The organism is Roseovarius sp. (genome assembly GCF_027019125.1).
In the GTDB taxonomy this organism is placed as follows: Bacteria; Pseudomonadota; Alphaproteobacteria; order Rhodobacterales; family Rhodobacteraceae; genus Roseovarius.
Window position 1 is genome coordinate 114184 of the sequence record NZ_JALUXE010000002.1, and the last position, 19883, is coordinate 134066.

Sequence of the window (19883 nt, forward strand, 5' to 3'; positions counted from 1 at the left end):
AAAGTCAGCCCCCGAGGAAGCGCATCGGATCGACGCTGTCGAAGCCGTCGCGCACCTCGAAATGCAGGGCCGGTGTGCCGGTGCGGCGAATTTCGGCGAGCTTTTGGCCGCGTGTGACGCTGTCGCCTTTCTTGACGGTCAGCCCCTCGACATTCGAATAGACCGTCAGGAGCGAGCCTGCGTGTTTCACCACGATGATCGGGATACCGTTGGTATCCTCGGTGATGGCGGCGACGGTGCCGGCATCGGCGGCCACAACGGGCGCACCGGGGGTGGCGGAGATGTCGATGCCGTCATTGCGGCCCTTGGCATATTCGCGGATGATGTCGCCCTTGACCGGGAAGGACATGCGCGCGGCGCTGGCCTTGGTTTCGGTCTTGCCGAGATCGGGGGCGGCGATTTTCTCGACCGGCGCGGCCTTGGGCGTGGTTTCCTCATCCGGCAGCGGTTTGGAGGCGCTTGGCGGGGTGGGTGTGGGCGTGCCGGCCCCCGGCGGGGTGACGGCGGCCACTTCGGATTCGTCGAAGGGGTCGGTTTTCTCGCCCGGAAGCGCCACGGGGATCAGGAGGAATTGCCCCTCGCGGACCGAGAAATCAGGGCCAAGCCCGTTCCAGTCGGCAAGGCTGCGGATCGAGACATTGTAGAGCCGCGCGATGGAAAAGGCGGTCTCGCCGCGCTCGACCTTGTGGCGGACGGGTTCGACGCCCACCTGCGCCGGGGCCGCGGCAGTGCCGGGCGTTGCGGGGGGCAGGGCCGTTGTCGTGACCGTTTGGGAATCGGCGCGACGGATCGCGCCATCGGCAAGGCTGCCGATGTCCACGTCGGAGGGGGACTGGATCGGGCCGCCCAGAGGTTCGGCAACGCGACCGGGCAGGGCGAGGACCTCGCCCTTGCGCAGGGGATCGCCGGTCTGCACGCCGTTGAAGCGGGCCAGTTCGCCGGGGTCGGCCCCGATGCGGCGGGCCAGACTGCCGACGGTATCGCCGCGTTCGGCCACGGCGACCTGATAGCCGGGATAGGAGATGATGCCGCGGGCGTCGGGCTGTGGGCGTGGGGCGGTGGCGTTGCGCGCCGCCTCGGCGGTGCTGGGCGCGTCGCCGAAGGCCCCGCGCAGGTCGAGATCGAGGGGCTGGTCACAGGCCGCCAGAGCGAAGGCCATGGTCGCCAGAAGCGGTGCGGAGCGGGGGAGTTTACGCATCTCGATCATCCTCTTGAGTGGTCCCTTGTTGGCCGGGGCCTTGGTTTGCACTTGCCCTGCTTATACAGGGCCTAGCCGTCGCGCCCAAGCCCCTCGACCAGAGGGACAAAGCGCACGGGGCGTAATTCGTCATACTCGAAACCGGTTTCGTGCCGGGTCACGCGGATCAGCCGTTGCACGGCGTCGGACTGACCCACGGGCACGACCATGATACCCCCGATCTTGAGTTGGGCCAAGAGGGGGCCGGGCGGGTCTTCGGCGGCGGCGGTGACGATGATGCGGTCAAAGGGGGCCTGATCGGGCAAGCCAAAGCTGCCATCGGCGGTGAGCGCCGTGATATTGGTCAGATCGAGGGCGCGAAAGATCTCGGACGCCTCTTGCACCAGACGCCGGTGGCGGTCGACGGTGTAGACGCGGCGGGCCAACTGGCTGAGGATTGCGGCCTGATAGCCCGAGCCGGTGCCGACCTCGAGCACCTTGTCGCGGTTCGTGATCTTGAGCGCCTGTGTCATCAGGCCCACGACCGAGGGCTGGCTGATGGTCTGGCCGCAGGCGATGGGCAACGGCATGTCCTCATAGGCGCGTTCGGCGAAATAGCCCCGAATGAACGGGCCGCGGTCGATCTGCTCCATCGCGGTGAGAACCCGCGCATCGGTCACGCCCTTGGAGCGCAGGGCAAAGAGAAACTGCATCTTGCGTTCGGCGCTGCTGTGATCCTCGTCCTCGGTCATTCGATCGCCTTGAGCGCCTCCAGCGCGTCATGGGCGGTGAGATCCGCGCGCATGGGGGTGACGGAGATATAGCCCTGAAGGTTCACATCGGCATCCGAGCCGGGGCTGGTCGGCTCGTGCTGGGGTGCGCCCGTGACCCAGAGAAAGCGCCGCCCCGAGGGGGCGACATGCGGCTGGACGCCAAAGCCCATGTCGCGGCGAAAGCCCTGACGCGCGGCGCGGATGCCCTTGACCTCGGCCGCAGGCACGGGCGGAAAGTTGATATTGTAGAAGATGCCGTAATCGTCGCGGGTCCAGACGCCCTTGTCGAGCAGGCGGCGCAGGGTGGGCAGGCCGTGGACGCGCGCGGCCTCGAAGGTGTCGTCGAGATCGCGGTTGGCGGGGCCGTAATACTGGCTGAGGGCCACGGCGGGCACGCCCTGGAGCGCGGCCTCCATCGCGGCGCCGACGGTGCCGGAATAGACCGCGTTCTCGGCGGCGTTGTTGCCGCGATTGACGCCCGAGAGCACGAGATCGGGTGCTGCGTCCTTCATCACGTCATGCAGGCCCGCAAGGACGCAATCGGCGGGGCTGCCTTCGGCGGCGTAGCGGCGCTCGGCCATCTTCGAGATCATCATCGGACGGGTGTAGGAGATGCAATGCCCGACGCCGGATTGTTCAAAGGCGGGGGCCACGGTCCAGACTTCGCCCTCCGGGCCGGCGAGGGCATTGGCGATTTCCTCGAGAACGGCCAGACCGGGGGCGTTGATGCCGTCGTCATTGGTGATCAGAATACGCATGGCCTGCCCCTTTTTCTTGTGTGGTCTCTGTCTAGCGGGCACCGGGGCGGGCGGCAAGCATGGCAGGGCGCCTCAGGTCAATTCCGTCATCAGGCGCGCCGCCTCGTCACGGGGATGGGCGAGGGCATCGCGATCCTCGCCGGGGTGAAAGCGGGCGCGGGTGGCGGTGCCCATGGGCGCGGGCGTCAGGATATGCACGCGCGGGCCGGTCTTTGCGGTTTCGACCTGCCAGGAGCGGGCAAGGGCGATCTGCGCGGCCTTGGTGGCGCCGTAAGCGCCAAAGAATTTTTCGCCCGCGTGGGGATCGTCGAAAAATACCGCCTGGCCATCGGTGCCCAGAAGCGGCGCGATGAAGGGGATGAGAATGCCGGTCGCGGTGACGTTGCAGGCGACGGATTTGGTCCAGTCGCCCTCGGACAGATGCGCGGCGGGCGTCAGGGGGGCCGCATGGACCGCCGCATGAACCCAGGTGGCAATCGCGCCCCAGCGGTCATGGATTGAGCGGCAAAGCTGCGCCATGGCCCCGGTATTGGTGATGTCCATCGGGGCCAGCGTCGCCTGACCGCCTGCGGCCTGAATGCGGTCGTCGAGTTCTTCGAGCGCGCCGGTGGTGCGGGCGACGGCGACGACATGGTGGGTTTTGGCCAAGGCCTCGGCCATGGCTGCGCCCAGACCGCGCGATGCGCCGGTCACAAGGGCAATCGGGAGGGGTGTGTTGCTGTCCATACAAGGGAAATCCCACCAGTTGCGGGGCAATTCAAGGGCAATCGCTTGACTTTCTCGCACATGCAGCGAAAAAGTCGGAAGAGAGACATAACAGAGGGGCGTGAACGATGCGCAATACAGTTTTGACCAAGGCCGTGAACGGCCACGATACACTGCTCCGCCAAGCGGGGCTGGTTCTGGGTGGTTCTTTCCTGATTGCGGTCGCCGCACAGGTGAGCGTGCCGTTTTACCCGGTGCCGCTGACGCTTCAGACATTGGCGATCCTGATGATCGGTCTGACCTTTGGGTCGCGTTTGGGCGCGCTCACGCTGCTGGCCTATCTGGCCGAGGGCGCGATGGGGCTGCCGGTATTTGCGGGCGGGCTGAACGGTGTGGCGCTGATGGGGCCGACCGCCGGGTTCCTCATTGGCTTTGTCGCCATGGCCTATCTCGCGGGCCTCGCGGTCGAGCGGGGGCTGGCGCGCGGTGTCGTGTCGACGGCGATCTGCGGCATGGGCATTTCCGCGCTGCTCTACCTGCCGGGTCTGGCATGGCCCGCGATGATGCTGGGCAAGAGCGCCGATGCTCTGTGGTCCGGCTGGATGGCGCCGTTCCTGCTGGGAGATGCGGTCAAGGCCGTGATCGCGGCGATGATCGTGACCGGGGCCACCGCAGTGATCCGGGCGCGCAAGGGCTGACGCCTTATCCGCCAGACCAGGTAAAGAGAAACGCCGCTCCTGCAAGGGGGCGGCGTTTTTCTGTGGCGGATCGGAACAGGATCAGGAGGCGGGCAGGCTGAGGCGTTCGCTGCGCCCCGAGCGGGCGAGGATCACGACGCCTTCGCCGATGGCCGTGACCTTGGCGGAGCCAAGGCTGGTGCCCACCTCGACGGTGTGGACGGTGTTGCCGATCCGAAGGAGTGCGCGGGCATGGGACGGACCATGCATGGTCCCCACAAGCGTGAGCCCGGTATTGGGCAGCGCGTCATGCTGGGTTGCAGCCTCTAGCGTGGCGGCGGGGGTTTCTGTGTGTTCTGTCACCTTTGCCTCTTTCGTGCAGTGCTCTGGCGGGCATCTAGACGGGGAAAGAGGCAGGGGAAAGGGCCGTGGCGCGGGTCGGCAAGGAGTTGCCGCAATGCAGAATCGCGCGGGCAAATCTCCGCTCAGCCGCCGGGTCTGACGGCTGAGCGGGGGCTGTTATTCGGCGGCTTTCAGCGCGAAGCCCTTTTCGATCATGTCGGACGGGGCCACGGGATATTCGCCCGAGAAGCAGGCATCGCAATACTGCGGGCATTTGGCATTGCGCCCGCCCGCCTCGCCCACGGCGCGATAGAGACCGTCGAGCGAGATGAACTTGAGGCTGTCGACCTGCAAATGGTCGCGCATCTCATCCTCTGACATGGTCGCGGCGAGGAGTTTCTCGCGCTGCGGCGTGTCCACCCCGTAAAAGCACGGCCAGGCGGTGGGCGGGGAGGCGATACGGAAATGCACCTCGGCGGCGCCGGCATCAAGGATCATCTCCTTGATCTTGCGGCTGGTGGTGCCGCGCACCACGCTGTCATCCACGAGAATGACGCGCTTGCCCTCGATCAGGGCGCGGTTGACGTTGAGCTTGAGCCGCACGCCCATGTTGCGGATCTGTTCGGTGGGCTCGATGAAGGTGCGGCCCATGTATTGATTGCGGATGATCCCCATGGCGAAGGGGATGCCCGATTCGTGGCTATAGCCGATCGCCGCAGGGGTGCCGCTGTCGGGCACGGGGCAGACGATATCGGCCTCGACCGGCGCTTCGCGGGCCAGTTCCACGCCGATCTGGTGGCGGGTTTCATAGACCGAGCGGCCGCCGATGATCGAATCGGGGCGCGAGAAATAGACATGCTCGAAGATGCAGAAGCGCGAGGGCTGGCGGCGGAAGGGAAAATGGCTCTCGACGCCGCCGCCTGCGGTGATCACGACCATTTCGCCCGGCTCGATCTCGCGCACGAGGCGCGCGCCGATGATGTCGAGCGCGCAGGTTTCCGAGCTGAGCACCCAGCCGTCACCCAGTTGCCCGAGGACGAGCGGGCGCACGCCCAGAGGATCGCGCACGCCGATGAGTTTCGACCGGGTCATGGCCACGACGGAAAACGCGCCTTCGACGCGGCGCAGCGCATCCTCCATCCGCTCGGGGATGCGTTTTTGCAGCGAGCGGGCCATCAGGTGAATGATACATTCGCTGTCAGAGCCGGATTGAAAGATCGAGCCGCGTTCGATCAGTTCCTTGCGCAGGGCAATGGCGTTGGTGATGTTGCCGTTATGGGCAATCGCGGCCCCGCCGATGGCGAATTCGCCGAAGAAGGGCTGCACATCGCGGATCGCGGCCCCTTTGGAGCCTGCGGTGGAATAGCGCACATGGCCGATGGCGAGGGGGCCGGGCAGGGTTTCCATCAGCGACTGGCTGGTGAAATTGTCGCGCACATAGCCAAAGCGGCGCACCGAGTTGAACCCTTGCTCGGGATCATGGCTGACGATACCGCCCGCCTCCTGGCCGCGATGTTGCAGGGCGTGCAGGCCGAGGGCCACGAAATTTGCCGCGTCGGTCAGGCCGATCACGCCAAAGATTCCACATTCCTCCTTCAGCTTGTCATCGTCGAAGGGATGGGCGGGGGGCATCTGTTTGGGCAAAGCGGGCAGCTCCGAATCCGTGGAAATCGCTTGGGCGTCTCTTACGCGCTCAGGCGGTGCATGTCACGAAACTATCACAGATAACGTAGGGATGCGATGGGCTGCGGAGCCTCAGAAGCGGGAGAGGACGACACCCGCCCCGACCAGCAGGGCCGCCGTGAGGCGCGTCCATGACAGATCGCGCGGCGCGATGCCGAAGGCGCCGATGTAATCGAGGACCATGGCCCCGACGATCTGACCAAGGATCAGCGTTGCCGTCGTGGTGAGCACGCCCAGGAGCGACACGCTCCAGAGCGAGGCCCAGACAAAGAACGCGCCCAGAAGGCCACCGAGCAGGAGCCAGCGCGGCGCAAGGGCCGCGCGGCCAAATGCGGCGCTATCGCCCGAGAGGGCCACCAAGAGCACCAGTGTCACAAAGCCCACGCCAAAGGACACGGCGGCGGCGGCAATGGAGCTTTCGATGGTGCGCCCGAGTGCCGAGTTGAGCGGTGCCTGAATGGCCACGGCAAGCCCGGCCAAGGCCATGAACATGAGGGCGAGAACCGGGCTTTGCGGCAGCATCGGTTACTGCGGGGCCTCGCATTTGCCGATCAATTCCTCGTATTGACGGGTGATCCAGCCCAGCGCCTCGTCGGGATTGCGGTCTTCGATCTGTCCGGTCAGTTGCGAGAAGACCCGCGCCGAGCGGCTGTCGTCGATGATCTGGATGGATTGCGAGGAAATGACCGTCTGATAGACGAAATAGGCGATCGCGATCAGCAGCACGCCGCGCGCCACGCCAAAGACAAAGCCAAGGCCCTGGTCGATACCGCCCAGAACCGAGCGTTGCACCAGCGAGGAAAACAGCGGCGTGATGAGCGAGGCGATGATCAGCCCCACGGCAAAGACCACGGCGAAGGCCCCGATCATCGAGAGTTCGCAGCTATCGGCGATGAATTCGCCCACCACCGGGATTTCCTTGACCAGCGGTTCCACCTGCGGGGCGAAGATGAAGGCAAGAATGCCGGCCACGACCCAGCCCGCGATGGCGAGGGATTCGCGCACAAAGCCGCGCGAGTAGGCCAAGAGCGCCGAGAGCACGATGAAAAGCGCCACGACGCCTTCGATGATGGTGAAACCTTCCATATGCCTCTTCCTGTCCCGATAGGCGCCTAACCTGCGCCGAAAATGTCACCCACGAATGTGGTCAAATCCCCCATATGGGTAAGCTTGAGACCACTGTTGCCCGTCGTCTTGCCACCAGAGGGGGTAATCGCGGCTGTGAAACCAAGTTTTTGCGCCTCTTTCAACCTGTTTTCGGTCTGACCCACCGGGCGCAGCGCGCCAGATAGGCTGATTTCCCCGAAAACCACGGTTTCGGCGGGCAGGGCCGTATCCTCGCGGGCGCTGAGCAGGGCGGCGGCCACGGCGAGATCGGCGGCGGGTTCGCTGATCTTGAGGCCGCCCGCGACGTTGAGATACACATCGAGCCCGGCAAAGGGGATGCCGCAGCGCGCCTCGAGCACGGCGAGAATCATCGCAAGCCGCGCCCCGTCCCAGCCGACCACCGCACGGCGGGGCTGGGCATGGGGCGTGGGGGCGACGAGCGCCTGCATTTCGACCAGCAGGGGGCGCGTGCCCTCGATACCGGAAAAGACGACCGAGCCGGGGGTGGGCGCGCCGCGCCCCGAGAGAAAGAGGGCAGAGGGGTTGGCCACCTCGGCCAGCCCCGCGCCCGTCATCTCGAACACGCCGATTTCATCGGCGGGGCCAAAGCGGTTCTTGACCGAGCGCAGGATGCGGAATTGATGGCCGCGCTCGCCCTCGAAGTAGAGCACGCAATCCACCATATGTTCGACCACGCGGGGGCCCGCGATCTGGCCGTCCTTGGTGACATGGCCCACAAGGATCACGGATGTGCCGAAGCGTTTGGCAAAGCTGGTCAGCTCATGGGCGGCGGCGCGGACCTGGGAAACGCTGCCGGGCGCGGCCTCGACCGTGTCGGACCAGACGGTCTGGATCGAGTCGATGATCACCAGATCGGGTTTCTCGGCCTCGAGCGTGGTCAGGATGTCGCGCAGCGCGGTGGCGGCGGCGAGTTTGACGGGAGCATTGCCAAGCCCGAGGCGTTGCGCGCGCATGCGCACCTGGGCGCTCGCCTCTTCGCCGGAGATGTAAAAGGTCTTGAGGCCCGCGGCCGCGAATTGGGCGGCGGCCTGCAACAGGAGCGTGGATTTGCCGATACCGGGATCACCGCCCACGAGAATGGCGCTGGAGGGCACGAGACCGCCGCCAAGAACACGGTCCAATTCGCCGATGCGCGACAGGGTGCGGGGCGGCGGGGCCTCTTCGGTCGAGAGGTCCGTGAGGGTGAGGGGCGTGCCGCGTTTGCCGCCCAGGGTCTTGCCCTTGGGGCCGGTCGAGAGCGGGGCCTCTTCGACAATGCTGTTCCATTCGCCGCAGGCGTCGCAACGGCCCGACCAGCGGTTGTGAACCGCGCCGCAGGCCGTGCAAGTGAAGGTGCCGGATTTTGCCATATGCGCCTGATGCCCCAACGGGCGGGCGCGGTCAAATGCGAAACCTCTCGGGCGGTTATTTGCCGCCGCTTGGGTCATGGCGATTATTGCAGGCGCTGTGCGCTCAATGGGGGGGTGGGGGCGCGGATGATGTGCGAGCGATCAAACCGATGCACAACGAGGCGAGGATACAGGCGGTAAAGAGGTAGAGCCCCCAGGCCACCTCGACCCGCGCAAGGCCGACGCCTTTGACCACGATGATGTAGAGCGCGATGAGAAAAATATCGGCCATGGCGAGTTTGCCCAAAAGGTGCAGCGCGGGAAGGGCGCGCGGCGAGAGGAGGCCGAAGTGCAGGAGGGCCAAGCCGATGGTCTTGAGATAGGGGGCGAAGAGGGCAAAGACCGTGACCAGAAGGGCCAGATAAACATCGCTCTGCCAGAGCGCTTGCAGGCCGGAGATGACGGAGATTTCCGAGAGGCCGAAGAGTGGCAGGTCAATGCCTGCGCGCAAGAGGGGGGCGAACCACGCGAGGGGGAAGAGCGCCAGAAGTGCGAGATTTCCGTATCGCAGGGCTGCGTTCACCGCACCGCCTCGATTGGTCCTTCGGCGCGGCCGTGGATGAACTGGTCAAGGTAGGGGTCGCCGGAATGGTCCATCTCGGACACGGGGCCGGTCCACTTGATCACCCCGTCATGCAGCATGGCGACATTGTCGGCGATGGCGCGCACGGAGGTCATATCGTGGGTGATGGTCATGGCGGTGGCGCCCATTTCGGTGACGATCTCGCGGATCAGGTCGTTGATCACGCCCGCCATGATGGGATCGAGGCCGGTCGTGGGTTCGTCAAAGAAGATGATCTCGGGTTCGGCGGCGATGGCGCGGGCGAGGCCCACGCGCTTTTGCATGCCGCCCGAAAGCTCGGCGGGGAATTTATCGGCCACATCGGGTTTGAGGCCGACACGGCGCAGTTTCTCGATGGCGATTTCGCGGGCCTCGGACAGGGGGCGCTTGAGCGAACCGCGCAGCAGGCGGAAGGCGACGTTTTGCCAGACGGGCAGCGAGTCAAAGAGCGCGCCGCCCTGAAAGAGCATGCCGAAGCGGGCGAGAAAGGCGTCGCGGTCGCCGCGTGTTACGTCTTGGCCGTCCAGCGTGATGGTGCCGCTGTCGGGGCGGATGAGGCCGAGGATACATTTCAGCGCCACGGATTTGCCGGTGCCCGAGCCGCCGATGATGACGAGCGAGGTGGCGGAGGGAATGGTCAGATTCACGCCGCGCAGGACGTGGTTGGGACCGAAAGCCTTGTGGACGTTGTGAAGCTCAATCATTCGTCGACGATTTCCTCACTCGGTGGTGGTAGTTGCTTCACTTCTTCAGGACCAGGAATTTGGTCATATTCAGTCGTTTTTCGCCTCGCGATGTCAACAACCTCGCGCATTCGATCCGTAAGTGGTTTGATGTCTGTCCCGAACTTGCCTAGCGTTTCTCCCAAATCATTCATTCCGCCTCGTACCACATCAAAAATACCTCGCGGCTTTTGCACCTCGGCTTCTATCGCAGCAATTCTATTTAGGAGTCGAACTTTGTGAGGTTGATCGAATTCACTTGATGCAAAGACAATTTTCCGCATTCCAATGCATAGTTCCAAAATCCTAGCCGTCTCTTTTTCGGAAAGCTCAAATGTAGGGATTAATTCTAAATTAGGTCCGTGTACGGCTCCCTGATCCACTTCAAAAAATTCTGACTGCGTTACTAACAAGCTGTGCAAGCGCTCTATTAATTCATTTCGGTCAGCATACGAAGACCTTGGATGTTTCAACATAATGTTTCGTATGACTTTTGAAAAACTCTGAGGCGCAGCGTCAAGAATAAGATCAATAGCGTCTAGCTCCGAATGTGAAACATTGCTTCCGAGTGTCATGTTTCGATACGCCTTTTCCGCTCTTTTGAACGCGATTTCAAAAGCTTGGTCAGTTTTCAATTGTTAACTCCATTAATCATGACGCGAAAAACAGTTCTGTCAGGAGGTAGTTGGAGGCGAGGATCAGCACGCTCGCTGCCACAACCGCGGATTTGGTGGCGCGGCCCACGCCCTGTGCGCCGCGACCAGAGTTCATGCCATAGTAGCAGCCCATCAACGCCACGATAAAGCCGAAGGCCGCACCTTTGATCAGGCCCGAGACCACATCCCAGGTTTCCAGAAAATCAATCGTGTTGTGCAGATAGGTGGCGGCAGAGAAATCGAGCCGCCCCACGCCCACGAGGAACCCGCCCATGATGCCCAGCACATCGCCCACGCCCACGAGGACCGGCACGGCAAGGGTCGCGGCCAGCACGCGGGGGAGAGTGAGGTATTTCATCGGGTTGGTCGAGAGGGTGGTGAGCGCGTCGATCTGCTCTGTCACCTTCATCGTGCCGATCTCGGCGGCGATGGAGGAGGCCACGCGCGCCGCCACCATGAGACCGCCCAGCACCGGGCCGAGTTCACGGGTAAGGCCGATGGCCACGATCGAGGGCACCACGGTTTCGGCATTGAAGCGCGCGCCGCCGGCGTAGATCTGAAGCGCCAGCGCGCCGCCTGTAAAGAGCGCCGTCATGCCGACGACGGGGAGCGAGAGCCAGCCGATCTGCATCAGCGCATGCAGGAACTCGCGGACATAGAAGGGGGGCCGCGCCAGATGGCTGAGCGTGTCGCTGGCAAAGAGCGTGATGCGCCCCATTGACGCGAGACCCGCCAGCACGGTGCGGCCGATCGAGGCCAGAAAACCAAGGATAAAGTTCATCCGCCGATATAGCGCCGCGTATAGCGCGCCCCCAGTGAGGTCAGGATTTCATAGCCGATGGTGCCTGCGTTATCGGCCAGCGTGTCGATGGTCTGATGCGGCCCCAAGAGGTGCAGGTTGGCGGGATCGTGGCCGAGGTCGGTGATGTCGACGCAGATCAGGTCCATCGAGATGCGGCCCGCGATGGGGCAGGGGGTGTCCCCCGCCCAAAGGCTGGTCTTTGGCCCCATGGCGCGCAGGATGCCATCGGCATAGCCCGCCGCAACGGTGGCGATGCGGGTGTCACGCGCGGCGGTGAAGCTGTTGGCGTAGCCCACGGTTTCACCGGGCACGAGATCGCGGCACTGGATCACGGGAATATCGAGGGTGACGACGGGCTGTGCCCCGTCAAAGGGGCGTCCACCATAAACGCCGATGCCGGGGCGGGCGAGGTCGAAGTGATAGGCCGGATCAAGCAGGATGCCGCCCGTATTGGCAAAGCTGCGCGGCACGTCGAGCCCGTCTGTCATTTCACGGAACGTGGCGAGCTGCTGGGGGTTCATGGCGTGATCGGGTTCATCCGCGCATGCGAGATGCGACATGATCAGCGCCGGATTCTGGGCCAGCGCGATCTGGCGCAGGGCGGCCCATTCGGCGGGTTCCATCCCCAGACGGTTCATGCCGCTGTCAAGCTGGATGCCGAAGGGATGGCCCGGCAGCGTCTCGGCGTGGCGGATCATCTGTTCCAGCGAATTGATCATCGGGATGAGCGCGTGATCGCGGAGCATGTCGGCATCCCCCGGCATATGGCCGGAAAACACATAGATCGCTGGGACCGCGCCCAGCGTTTCACGGATTGCCACGCCCTCTTCGGCGACGGCGACGAAGAAATGGCGTGCGCCGGCGCGGGCGAGAACCGGGGCCACGCGGGCAGCCCCGAGGCCATAGGCATCGGCCTTGACCACGGCCGCGGTTTCGCCGGTGCAAAGCGCATCCAGCGCGCGCCAGTTGGCCACGATGGCGTCAAGGTCGATGGTGAGGGTTGCGGTGCTCATGAGGCGGGTTTTGACAGGATGGGCGGGGGCGTCAAGGGGAAAGGCATTCGCGTCGGCAGATCAAGCCCGTCTTGTCCCGCGTCCCGTTGGGCGCAGGGGAACATGCCTCGAGTGGGGGCGCTGCGGATCAGAACCAGCTCTGAACGCCGCGTGCTGCCCCGGAGATGTCACGACCGATCCCGTCCACCGTGGCGCATCCCGCCAAGAGGGTGATCAGGCCAAGCGCAATCAGTTTTCGCATGGGTTTGCCTGTCATTTGCCTGTGTCTGCTGCGATTTTTATTATTATTCTTGGAACCACCATACCTCGGGGAGAAAGCCAATGCCATCCCCATAGATCGGCAGCCTGTCCGCAGGGTATTTCAACTGCGACTTATGCGCAATACGACCCACGCTATATTGATGGATCGGGATCACGTAGCGCCCGGCGGTCAGCACCCGGTCTAGGGCGCGGGTGGCGGCGACGAATGCGTCCCGGTCGCGGGCGGTCAGCATGGCGTGGATCATCGCCTCGGCGGCGGGGGATTTCATGCCCATGAGATTGCGGCTGCCGGGTTGGTCGGCATACTCCGCGCCCCAATAGAACATCTGTTCATTGCCGGGGCTGAGCGAGAGCGAGCGGCGCATCATGGTGAGGTCGAAATCGAAATTCGCCTCGCGTTCGGCATATTGGGCCTTGTCGGTCATCTCGATCTTGAGCGTGATGCCGAGGCGTTCGAGCGCGCGGGCGTAGATATCCATCATGGCGCTGGCCTGTGCCATGAGCCCATCCTGCTGCAACAGCACCGTAAGGGCGAGCGGCTGGCCTGATGCGTTCACAAGCTGGCCGTTCTCGACCTGCCAGCCCGCCTCTTGCAGGAGGGCGGCGGCGCGGCGCAAGTTGGTGCGGTTGCGCGCGGTGCCGTCACCCACCGGCAGGCTGTAGCCCTCAAGCGTGCCGGGCAGGAGGGTGTCGGCGTAGGGTTCCAAGAGATCGCGCACCCGGCCCGTGGCGGGGCCGTGATCCATCCCAAGCTCCGAGCCCGAGAAGTAAGAGGTGATGCGCGGTTGGCGCCCGCCTGTAAGGGTGTCGTTGATATATTCGAAGTTGAAGGCGGTGATCAGCGCCTCGCGCACGCGCCAATCATCCAAGGGAGCGCGGCGGGTGTTCATCACAAAGCCGGTCATGCCCGAGGGTTTGCCATGGGGGATTTCGCTCAGGGTAATCTCGCCGCGTTGCACCGCGGGGAAATCATACTGGCTGGCCCAGGCCTCGGCGTTGAATTCGCGCACATAGCTGACCAGCCCTGCCTTGAACGCCTCTTTCAGCACGGTGTCATCGCCGTAGAATTCGATGCGGATCTCGTCGAAATTGTTGGTGCCGCGCCGCAGGGGCAGGTCACGCCCCCAATAATAGGGATTGCGTTTCAGGGTGACGTGGCGATTGACCTCGTAATCCGCCACCACATAAGGACCGGTGCCAAGGGGGATGTCGTCAATCGCCGCCTCCGTGATGTCGCGCCCCTGCCATTGCGATTTTTGCAGGATCGGGCGCAGGCCCGCGAGCAGTGCCAGTTCGCGATCCTCTTCGGCAAAGGTCAGGCGCAGCGAGCGTGGGCCGGTCTGGGCGATGGCGGCCACCTTGGCCCAGAAACTGCGATAACGCGGGTGGCCCTGGGTGCCGAGGGTTTCATAGGACCAGATCACATCCTCGACGGTGACGGGGCTGCCGTCCGAGAATCGGGCCTCGGGGCGCAGGGTGAATTCGACCCAGCGGCGGGCCTCGTCCGTCTCGACCGATTCGGCCAAAAGACCGTAAAGCGAGAAGGGTTCATCCCAGGATCTGCCCATCAGCGTCTCATGGGTGAGGTCGGCCAATTGCCACGGCGGCGTGCCGCGCAGAATGAAGGGGTTGAGCGAATCGAAACCGCCCACATTGCCCGTCACCACCCGCCCGCCCTTGGGGGCGTCGGGGTTGGCATAGGGCAGGGACACAAAATCAGGTGGCAGCGCCGGGGCCCCATACATAGCTATGCCATGCTGAGGCTGGGCCAACCCCGGAGAGGCCAAACCCGCAAGGACAATCGCGGTCAGTCCGGCCCGAAGGCGGCGGAACAAATCTGATCTCATTTGAGCGACAATCCCTTGATGGCCTTGTTTCCTGGGGCCGGACCCTAAAGAGGGATTCAAGGCTTTTCAAACTTTTAGCTTGGACTGCGGCGCAGGATTGCTTATAAAGGGGGCACTGCTCGATAGGTTTCTTGCCTGTATGAAACCTGCCTCAATAACTTAACGCCCGCCTCGTGCGGGCGTTTTTTTCTGCCCATCGCGCAGGCGTGATGGCTATTCCCCGTGCAATTCGCAGATGCAGCACCTATGCTGCGGGTGCAATGTTTATTGGGAGAAATCACATGAGCGTCAAAGGCAAGACCGCCGTCATCACCGGCTCGAATTCGGGTATCGGGCTTGGCATCGCCGAGGAGCTGGCGCGCGCCGGGGTCAATGTGGTGCTCAATTCCTTTACCGATTCGGAAGAGGATCACGCGCTGGCGGCGAGAATCGCCAAGGAGACCGGTGTCGAGGCGCGCTACATTCAGGCCGATATGTCAAAAGGCGATCAATGCAGGGCCCTGATCGAGAAGGCGGGACGCTGCGATATCCTCGTGAACAATGCGGGCATCCAGCATGTGGCGCCGATCGACGAATTCCCCACCGAGAAGTGGGATGCCATCATCGCGATCAACCTCACCTCCGCGTTCCACACCACCGCCGCAGCCCTGCCGATGATGCGCAAGGCGGGTTGGGGCCGGGTGATCAATATCGCAAGCGCCCATGGTCTGACGGCAAGCCCCTATAAGTCGGCCTATGTGGCGGCCAAGCATGGCATCGTAGGGCTGACCAAGGTCACGGCGCTGGAGACCGCGAAAGAGCCGATCACCGCCAATGCGATCTGTCCGGGCTATGTGCTGACCCCGCTGGTTGAGGCGCAGATCCCCGACACCATGAAGAAATACGACATGGACCGTGACGAGGTGATCGAGAAGGTCATGCTGGAGCGGCAACCGTCCAAGGAATTCGCCACGACCGAGCAATTGGGCGGCACGGCGCTGTTCCTGTGTTCGGATGCGGCGGCGCAGATCACCGGCACGACGATCAGCGTGGATGGCGGCTGGACCGCGCTCTGAGGCAATGGCCGGGGGCGCTGCCCCCGGACCCCCGAGGTATTTCAGGCCAGATGAAGCGGGGTCAGGCGCGCTCTTTGGTGATGCGCTCGGGTTCGGTGCGTTCTGCGGGATAGACCAGACCGGCGGAAATCACCAGTTTGGCGGCATCCTCGATGGACATGTCCAGTTCGATCACGTCCTCGCGCGGGAAATAGAGCAGGAACCCCGAGGTGGGGTTGGGGGTGGTCGGCACGAAAACGCTCAGCATCTCGGCCTGGGCGCGGGCCTTGGTGCTGATCTCGCCGCGCGCTTCGGTCGAAATGAAGCCGATGGCCCAGATCCCCTTGCGCGGATATTCCACGAGGCAGGCCTTTTCGAAGCTGCGTTCGGATTGGGCAAAGACGGTTTCGGCGATCTGTTTGACGCCCGAATAGATCGAGCGCACCACCGGCATGCGATTGACGAGGGATTCCGCGAAGAGAATGAGCGAGCGCCCGATCAGCCCCTTGGCGACCCAGCCCACCAGAACGGTGAAGATCAGGAAGATGATGACGCCCACGCCGCGCAGGTTGATGCCGATATACTGTTCGGGCTGATATTGCGCGGGAATGAGCGGCAGAACGAAACCGTCGACCCAGCCGATCAGGGTCCACATCAGCCAGATGGTCAGGCCGACCGGTGCGATGACCACAAGCCCGGTCAGGAAAGACGCACGCAGGCCGCTAAAGCGTTTTGGTTTGCGCGGCGGCGGAGGCAGATCGTCAAAGGGGGTGTTCATACCGGTTCCATCCTGCGGATCACGCGGATATCTAGGCATAATGGGGCGGTCTCACAATGGGGCATCTGGGCCACGGCAAGGCTGCGTTCAAATTACCTGAGCGGGGCTTGTATAGTGGGGCGAGGGCGGGTATACGCGCGCCACTGTAACCCGCAGGCATGGGCGGGCTGTTGGGGGAGACATCCCCAACCGTCCACCGGTTGAAGCATCCGCTTCTCTTCCCGTGTCGAGGCGAAAACCGGAAAAGGAACTTTGTAATGGCTCTTCCCGAGTTCACGATGCGTCAGCTGTTGGAAGCTGGCGTTCACTTTGGCCACCAGACGCAGCGCTGGAATCCCCGCATGGGCGAATTCATCTATGGCGCGCGCAATGGCATCCATATCATGGACCTCACGCAGACCGTCCCGCTGCTCGATGCAGCCCTGAACGCGATCCGCGAAACCGTGGCCAAGAATGGCCGCATCCTCTTTGTCGGCACCAAGCGTCAGGCGGCTCAGCCGATCGCCGAGGCCGCCGAGAAATGCGCCCAGTACTACATGAACCACCGCTGGCTGGGCGGCACGCTGACCAACTGGCAGACCGTGTCGAAGTCAATCCAGCGTCTGAAGCAGATCGACGAGATGATGGAAGCCGGCGCCGAGGGCCTGACCAAGAAAGAGCGTCTTGGCATCGAGCGCGACCAGATCAAGCTTCAGGCCAGCCTGGGCGGGATTCGCGAAATGGGCGGCGTGCCGGACATGCTGTTCGTGATCGACGTCAAGAAAGAAGCGCTGGCCGTGGCCGAAGCCAACAAGCTGGGTATCCCGGTTGTGGGTGTTGTCGACACCAACTGCTCGCCCGCGGGTATTGACTATATCATCCCCGGCAACGACGACGCCGCGCGCGCCATCGCGCTCTATTGCGATCTGGTCAGCCGCGCCGCTCTGGATGGCATGTCGGCGCAACTGGGTGCCGCAGGCGTTGACATGGGCGCGTTGGAAAACCTGCCGGTCGAAGAAGCGCTGGCCGACGCCGAGAGCTGAAGCCCCGTCATAAAACTGACATGGGGGCAGGGGTATCCCGCCCCCAATCCCGAGACCGAATTTGAGGAGATCCCAAATGGCGATCACTGCTGCAATGGTAAAAGAACTGCGCGAGTCCACAGGCGCAGGCATGATGGATGCAAAGAAGGCGCTGACCGAGACCGATGGCGACATGGAAGCCGCGGTTGACTGGCTGCGCACCAAGGGTCTGGCCAAGGCCGCCAAGAAATCCGGGCGCACCGCCGCCGAGGGTCTGGTTGCGGTCAAGGTCGCGGGCGGCGTGGGTGTCGCGGTCGAGATCAACTCCGAGACCGACTTCGTGGCCAAGAATGCCGATTTCCAGGGTATGGTCGCCTCGATCGCGGATGCAGCGGTTGGCGTTGCCGACGTGGAAGCGCTGAAGGCCGCCACCGTGAATGGCAAGGCTGTTGCCGATCTCGTGACCGACAAGATCGCGACCATTGGCGAGAATATGGCGCTGCGCCGCATGGCCCGCGTCGAGGGTGATGGCGTTGTCGCCTATGTCCACAATGCCGCCGCTGAAGGCATGGGCAAGATCGGCGTTCTCGTGGCCTTCAAGGGCGATGAGGGTTTTGCCCGTCAGGTGGCGATGCATGTGGCCGCGACCAATCCGGCCGCGCTGAACGAGGCGGTTCTGGACCCGGCCATCGTCGAGAAGGAGCGTCAGGTTCAGATCGACATCGCGCGCGAATCCGGCAAGCCGGATGCCGTGATCGAAAAGATGATCGTGGGCCGCATGGCCAAGTTCATGGCTGAGGTGACGCTGATGGGGCAGGCCTTTGTGATGAATCCCGATCTGACGGTCGAGGCTGCGGCCAAGGAAGCCGGCACCGAAATCACCGCATTCGTGCGTCTGGAAGTCGGTGAAGGGATCGAGAAGAAAGAAGAGGACTTTGCCGCCGAGGTGGCCAAGGTCGCTCAGGGCTGATCGGTCCTGCAGATCAACCAGAAGGGGCGTCCCGTTGGGGCGCCCTTTTTGATTCTGCCGTCGGGCGTAAAAAAACGGTGCCTTCCTTGAGGGAGGGCACCGTTTCGCGACCGGGACGTCTATTGGGGATGAAACGCCGATCATGTAGCGCCGACCGTCGGTCCCGATCAATAAGGACCAACGGCCGACATCCGGATTAGCCGGAGTGCGAGACACCGCTTGTCAATGGATCCAAACGACGTCACCCACATGTTCCCAGGCAAAATAGCCACCACTCACGGAACAGCGCTATTGTGCTACGTTACGTCAACTTGGGAAAGTAAGGAAATCCATACCCTTCCGTAAGTCTATTGTTTTTATTCACTAATTTTCGATGTAGAAGATCTGGTTCTGAAAGGCCGCCTTGAGCACCGCCTGGGCCGTGGTTTCGACAGAGAGCGCCTGACGCGCGAGGCGGAGGTGCTTTTCCACGGTTGCCGGGGTCAGACCCATGATGGTGGCAATGTCCTGAATCGTCTTGCCGTCGCCGACCCATCCCAAGACTTCGCGTTGGCGCGGGGTGAGGGCGCGACCGGGTGCGGTATAGGGCAGGGAGAGAATGCGCAGATGGGCCACGTTGTTGAGGGCCATGATCTGTTCACCGCAGCGTGACCACAGATCGTCCACCCGGATTGTGTGACATCTTTTCGCGCGGTGAGGGCAATTGCGCCCTTGGTTCGGGGGCTGGGGGATTTGAAGCTGATGGAATAGCCCGCCGTCACGCCGTGAATCTGGTTGAATTCCATCACCCGGCGCTCTTCGGCGGTGAGCGTGCCGCTGTCGGTCATGTGGCGCAGCACCGACCAAGAGCACGCCCCATCATTCTCGAGCGCCCAACGCACCATGGGCGCGTTGAAATACAGACCCTCGCCGACAAAGACATCCGTGTAGCAGGGATCGTGATTCGTCAGTAAAAGGAAATCGTCAGGATTGCCGAGCGAAGTAGCCGTGCGATAACGGGTGTAGCCATAGATCAGCCGGTCAAACCCATACTCTGCCATGAATTGGGTATGATGATCCCAGACCTCCTCGATCGTGGTGGCATTGAGCAGGGCGTTGACCCGTGCGGCTTCGATCATCCGGCACGCTCCAGATGCCCGAGCATGGCATCAAGTGCCAAAACGTAGCCCTGAGCGCCAAAGCCGCAGATCACACCAAGCGCCACGCGCGCGATGTAGGACTGATGGCGGAACGCCTCGCGGGCGTGAACATTCGACAGATGCAGTTCTATGGTTGGAATGGCGACCGAGCTGATCGCATCCATCAGCGCCACCGAGGTATGGGTATAGGCGCCTGCGTTGAGGATGATGCCGTCATAGGTGCCGCGCGCCGCGTGGATCGCATCGAGCAGCGCGCCTTCGTGGTTGCTCTGAAAGAACGCGACGGTGACACCACGGCTCTGAGCGGCGTCCTGGCACATGGCCTCGATATCGGCCAAGGTGGTGCGCCCGTAAACCTCGGGCTGCCGAGTTCCCAAGAGATTGAGATTTGGTCCGTTCAGAAAAAGCACTGCGGTCATGGTTAAACTCCTGCGTTGCTTTCATAAACTGCGAATCTGTGTGGAGTC

General features: G+C 63.2%; 22 protein-coding genes and 1 pseudogene. 4 read left to right on the forward strand and 19 right to left on the reverse strand.

Annotated elements, in window-relative coordinates:
• Window positions 1–4 precede the first annotated feature (4 nt).
• The 4 genes from MVC20_RS00760 to MVC20_RS00775 form a co-directional block, all read right to left on the reverse strand.
• Window positions 5–1207: a M23 family metallopeptidase gene (locus MVC20_RS00760; RefSeq protein WP_297537498.1), complete on the reverse strand. Its 1203-nt coding sequence runs from the start codon at window positions 1205–1207 to the stop codon at window positions 5–7.
• 62 nt (window positions 1208–1269) lie between these two features.
• On the reverse strand, window positions 1270–1929 hold the full coding sequence (locus MVC20_RS00765) for a protein-L-isoaspartate(D-aspartate) O-methyltransferase (protein WP_297537500.1): 660 nt from the start codon (window positions 1927–1929) through the stop codon (window positions 1270–1272).
• Window positions 1926–2708, reverse strand: a complete 783-nt coding sequence (gene surE / locus MVC20_RS00770) for a 5'/3'-nucleotidase SurE (protein WP_297537502.1) — start codon at window positions 2706–2708, stop codon at window positions 1926–1928. Before surE ends, MVC20_RS00765 begins: the two co-directional genes overlap by 4 nt.
• A gap of 72 nt (window positions 2709–2780) precedes the next feature.
• Entirely contained in the window at window positions 2781–3434 is a 654-nt protein-coding gene (locus tag MVC20_RS00775) for an SDR family NAD(P)-dependent oxidoreductase (RefSeq protein WP_297537504.1), read from the reverse strand.
• Window positions 3435–3541: 107 nt separating this feature from the next.
• On the opposite strand from MVC20_RS00775, the gene MVC20_RS00780 reads away from it, so the two are divergent.
• Window positions 3542–4111 carry a biotin transporter BioY gene (locus MVC20_RS00780; RefSeq protein ID WP_297537506.1) on the forward strand — a complete coding sequence of 190 codons (570 nt, stop codon included), beginning with the start codon at window positions 3542–3544 and terminating at the stop codon, window positions 4109–4111.
• A gap of 81 nt (window positions 4112–4192) precedes the next feature.
• On the opposite strand, the gene MVC20_RS00785 is transcribed toward MVC20_RS00780, so the two are convergent.
• The 12 genes from MVC20_RS00785 to MVC20_RS00840 form a co-directional block, all read right to left on the reverse strand.
• Window positions 4193–4453, reverse strand: coding sequence for a hypothetical protein (locus MVC20_RS00785; protein ID WP_297537508.1), 261 nt, complete (start codon window positions 4451–4453; stop codon window positions 4193–4195).
• Window positions 4454–4609: 156 nt separating this feature from the next.
• Complete coding sequence (gene purF, locus MVC20_RS00790; protein WP_297537510.1) at window positions 4610–6064, reverse strand: amidophosphoribosyltransferase; 1455 nt, start codon at window positions 6062–6064, stop codon at window positions 4610–4612.
• 123 nt (window positions 6065–6187) lie between these two features.
• Entirely contained in the window at window positions 6188–6637 is a 450-nt protein-coding gene (locus MVC20_RS00795) for a DMT family transporter (protein WP_297537511.1), read from the reverse strand.
• A 3-nt stretch (window positions 6638–6640) separates the two neighbouring features.
• Window positions 6641–7201 (reverse strand): CvpA family protein, encoded by a 561-nt coding sequence (locus MVC20_RS00800; protein ID WP_297537512.1) that lies wholly within the window; start codon window positions 7199–7201, stop codon window positions 6641–6643.
• A gap of 26 nt (window positions 7202–7227) precedes the next feature.
• Complete coding sequence (radA, locus tag MVC20_RS00805) at window positions 7228–8592, reverse strand: DNA repair protein RadA (RefSeq protein WP_297537513.1); 1365 nt, start codon at window positions 8590–8592, stop codon at window positions 7228–7230.
• Window positions 8593–8695: 103 nt separating this feature from the next.
• A complete protein-coding gene (locus tag MVC20_RS00810) occupies window positions 8696–9154 on the reverse strand; it encodes a paraquat-inducible protein A (protein WP_297537514.1) in 459 nt (152 codons plus the stop codon).
• Complete coding sequence (locus MVC20_RS00815; protein ID WP_297537515.1) at window positions 9151–9897, reverse strand: ATP-binding cassette domain-containing protein; 747 nt, start codon at window positions 9895–9897, stop codon at window positions 9151–9153. The genes MVC20_RS00810 and MVC20_RS00815 overlap by 4 nt, the downstream gene beginning before the upstream one ends.
• The gene (locus tag MVC20_RS00820) at window positions 9894–10550 is read right to left on the reverse strand and encodes a hypothetical protein (RefSeq protein ID WP_297537516.1); all 657 of its coding nucleotides are present in this window, start codon (window positions 10548–10550) and stop codon (window positions 9894–9896) included. Before MVC20_RS00820 ends, MVC20_RS00815 begins: the two co-directional genes overlap by 4 nt.
• Window positions 10551–10566: 16 nt before the next feature.
• A complete protein-coding gene (locus tag MVC20_RS00825) occupies window positions 10567–11352 on the reverse strand; it encodes an ABC transporter permease (protein ID WP_297537517.1) in 786 nt (261 codons plus the stop codon).
• Entirely contained in the window at window positions 11349–12386 is a 1038-nt protein-coding gene (gene alr / locus MVC20_RS00830; RefSeq protein WP_297537518.1) for an alanine racemase, read from the reverse strand. The genes MVC20_RS00825 and alr overlap by 4 nt, the downstream gene beginning before the upstream one ends.
• A gap of 127 nt (window positions 12387–12513) precedes the next feature.
• Window positions 12514–12627, reverse strand: coding sequence for an entericidin EcnA/B family protein (locus MVC20_RS00835; protein ID WP_102105903.1), 114 nt, complete (start codon window positions 12625–12627; stop codon window positions 12514–12516).
• Window positions 12628–12670: 43 nt separating this feature from the next.
• Complete coding sequence (locus MVC20_RS00840; RefSeq protein ID WP_297537520.1) at window positions 12671–14494, reverse strand: extracellular solute-binding protein; 1824 nt, start codon at window positions 14492–14494, stop codon at window positions 12671–12673.
• 281 nt (window positions 14495–14775) lie between these two features.
• Between MVC20_RS00840 and MVC20_RS00845 the strand changes: the two genes are divergently transcribed.
• Complete coding sequence (locus MVC20_RS00845; protein WP_297537522.1) at window positions 14776–15549, forward strand: 3-hydroxybutyrate dehydrogenase; 774 nt, start codon at window positions 14776–14778, stop codon at window positions 15547–15549.
• A 61-nt stretch (window positions 15550–15610) separates the two neighbouring features.
• On the opposite strand, the gene MVC20_RS00850 is transcribed toward MVC20_RS00845, so the two are convergent.
• Entirely contained in the window at window positions 15611–16306 is a 696-nt protein-coding gene (locus MVC20_RS00850; protein ID WP_297537525.1) for a DUF502 domain-containing protein, read from the reverse strand.
• A gap of 257 nt (window positions 16307–16563) precedes the next feature.
• Here MVC20_RS00850 and rpsB point away from each other — a divergent pair, with 257 nt between their 5' ends.
• Window positions 16564–17328, forward strand: a complete 765-nt coding sequence (gene rpsB / locus MVC20_RS00855) for a 30S ribosomal protein S2 (protein WP_297537527.1) — start codon at window positions 16564–16566, stop codon at window positions 17326–17328.
• A 76-nt stretch (window positions 17329–17404) separates the two neighbouring features.
• Window positions 17405–18277 (forward strand): translation elongation factor Ts, encoded by an 873-nt coding sequence (gene tsf / locus MVC20_RS00860; RefSeq protein ID WP_297537529.1) that lies wholly within the window; start codon window positions 17405–17407, stop codon window positions 18275–18277.
• A 363-nt stretch (window positions 18278–18640) separates the two neighbouring features.
• Here tsf and MVC20_RS00865 read toward each other — a convergent pair.
• Together MVC20_RS00865 and aroQ are read right to left on the reverse strand one after the other, a co-directional pair.
• Window positions 18641–19395 (reverse strand): annotated as a pseudogene (locus MVC20_RS00865) (LuxR family transcriptional regulator).
• Window positions 19392–19835: a type II 3-dehydroquinate dehydratase gene (aroQ, locus tag MVC20_RS00870; RefSeq protein WP_297537531.1), complete on the reverse strand. Its 444-nt coding sequence runs from the start codon at window positions 19833–19835 to the stop codon at window positions 19392–19394. Before aroQ ends, MVC20_RS00865 begins: the two are co-directional and overlap by 4 nt.
• Between the last annotated feature and the right edge of the window lie 48 nt (window positions 19836–19883).

Bases quoted from the DNA above. Each gene is read 5' to 3' on its own strand.
- MVC20_RS00845 (WP_297537522.1), top strand. From the start codon at position 14,776: ATGAGCGTCAAAGGCAAGACCGCCGTCATCACCGGCTCGAATTCGGGT.
- aroQ (WP_297537531.1), bottom strand. From the start codon at position 19,835: ATGACCGCAGTGCTTTTTCTGAACGGACCAAATCTCAATCTCTTGGGA.
- MVC20_RS00775 (WP_297537504.1), bottom strand. From the start codon at position 3,434: ATGGACAGCAACACACCCCTCCCGATTGCCCTTGTGACCGGCGCATCG.
- MVC20_RS00815 (WP_297537515.1), bottom strand. From the start codon at position 9,897: ATGATTGAGCTTCACAACGTCCACAAGGCTTTCGGTCCCAACCACGTC.
- MVC20_RS00765 (WP_297537500.1), bottom strand. From the start codon at position 1,929: ATGACCGAGGACGAGGATCACAGCAGCGCCGAACGCAAGATGCAGTTT.
- MVC20_RS00795 (WP_297537511.1), bottom strand. From the start codon at position 6,637: ATGCTGCCGCAAAGCCCGGTTCTCGCCCTCATGTTCATGGCCTTGGCC.
- alr (WP_297537518.1), bottom strand. From the start codon at position 12,386: ATGAGCACCGCAACCCTCACCATCGACCTTGACGCCATCGTGGCCAAC.
- surE (WP_297537502.1), bottom strand. From the start codon at position 2,708: ATGCGTATTCTGATCACCAATGACGACGGCATCAACGCCCCCGGTCTG.
- purF (WP_297537510.1), bottom strand. From the start codon at position 6,064: ATGCCCCCCGCCCATCCCTTCGACGATGACAAGCTGAAGGAGGAATGT.
- MVC20_RS00760 (WP_297537498.1), bottom strand. From the start codon at position 1,207: ATGATCGAGATGCGTAAACTCCCCCGCTCCGCACCGCTTCTGGCGACC.
- rpsB (WP_297537527.1), top strand. From the start codon at position 16,564: ATGGCTCTTCCCGAGTTCACGATGCGTCAGCTGTTGGAAGCTGGCGTT.
- MVC20_RS00825 (WP_297537517.1), bottom strand. From the start codon at position 11,352: ATGAACTTTATCCTTGGTTTTCTGGCCTCGATCGGCCGCACCGTGCTG.
- MVC20_RS00835 (WP_102105903.1), bottom strand. From the start codon at position 12,627: ATGCGAAAACTGATTGCGCTTGGCCTGATCACCCTCTTGGCGGGATGC.
- MVC20_RS00850 (WP_297537525.1), bottom strand. From the start codon at position 16,306: ATGAACACCCCCTTTGACGATCTGCCTCCGCCGCCGCGCAAACCAAAA.
- MVC20_RS00800 (WP_297537512.1), bottom strand. From the start codon at position 7,201: ATGGAAGGTTTCACCATCATCGAAGGCGTCGTGGCGCTTTTCATCGTG.
- tsf (WP_297537529.1), top strand. From the start codon at position 17,405: ATGGCGATCACTGCTGCAATGGTAAAAGAACTGCGCGAGTCCACAGGC.
- MVC20_RS00780 (WP_297537506.1), top strand. From the start codon at position 3,542: ATGCGCAATACAGTTTTGACCAAGGCCGTGAACGGCCACGATACACTG.
- radA (WP_297537513.1), bottom strand. From the start codon at position 8,592: ATGGCAAAATCCGGCACCTTCACTTGCACGGCCTGCGGCGCGGTTCAC.
- MVC20_RS00840 (WP_297537520.1), bottom strand. From the start codon at position 14,494: ATGAGATCAGATTTGTTCCGCCGCCTTCGGGCCGGACTGACCGCGATT.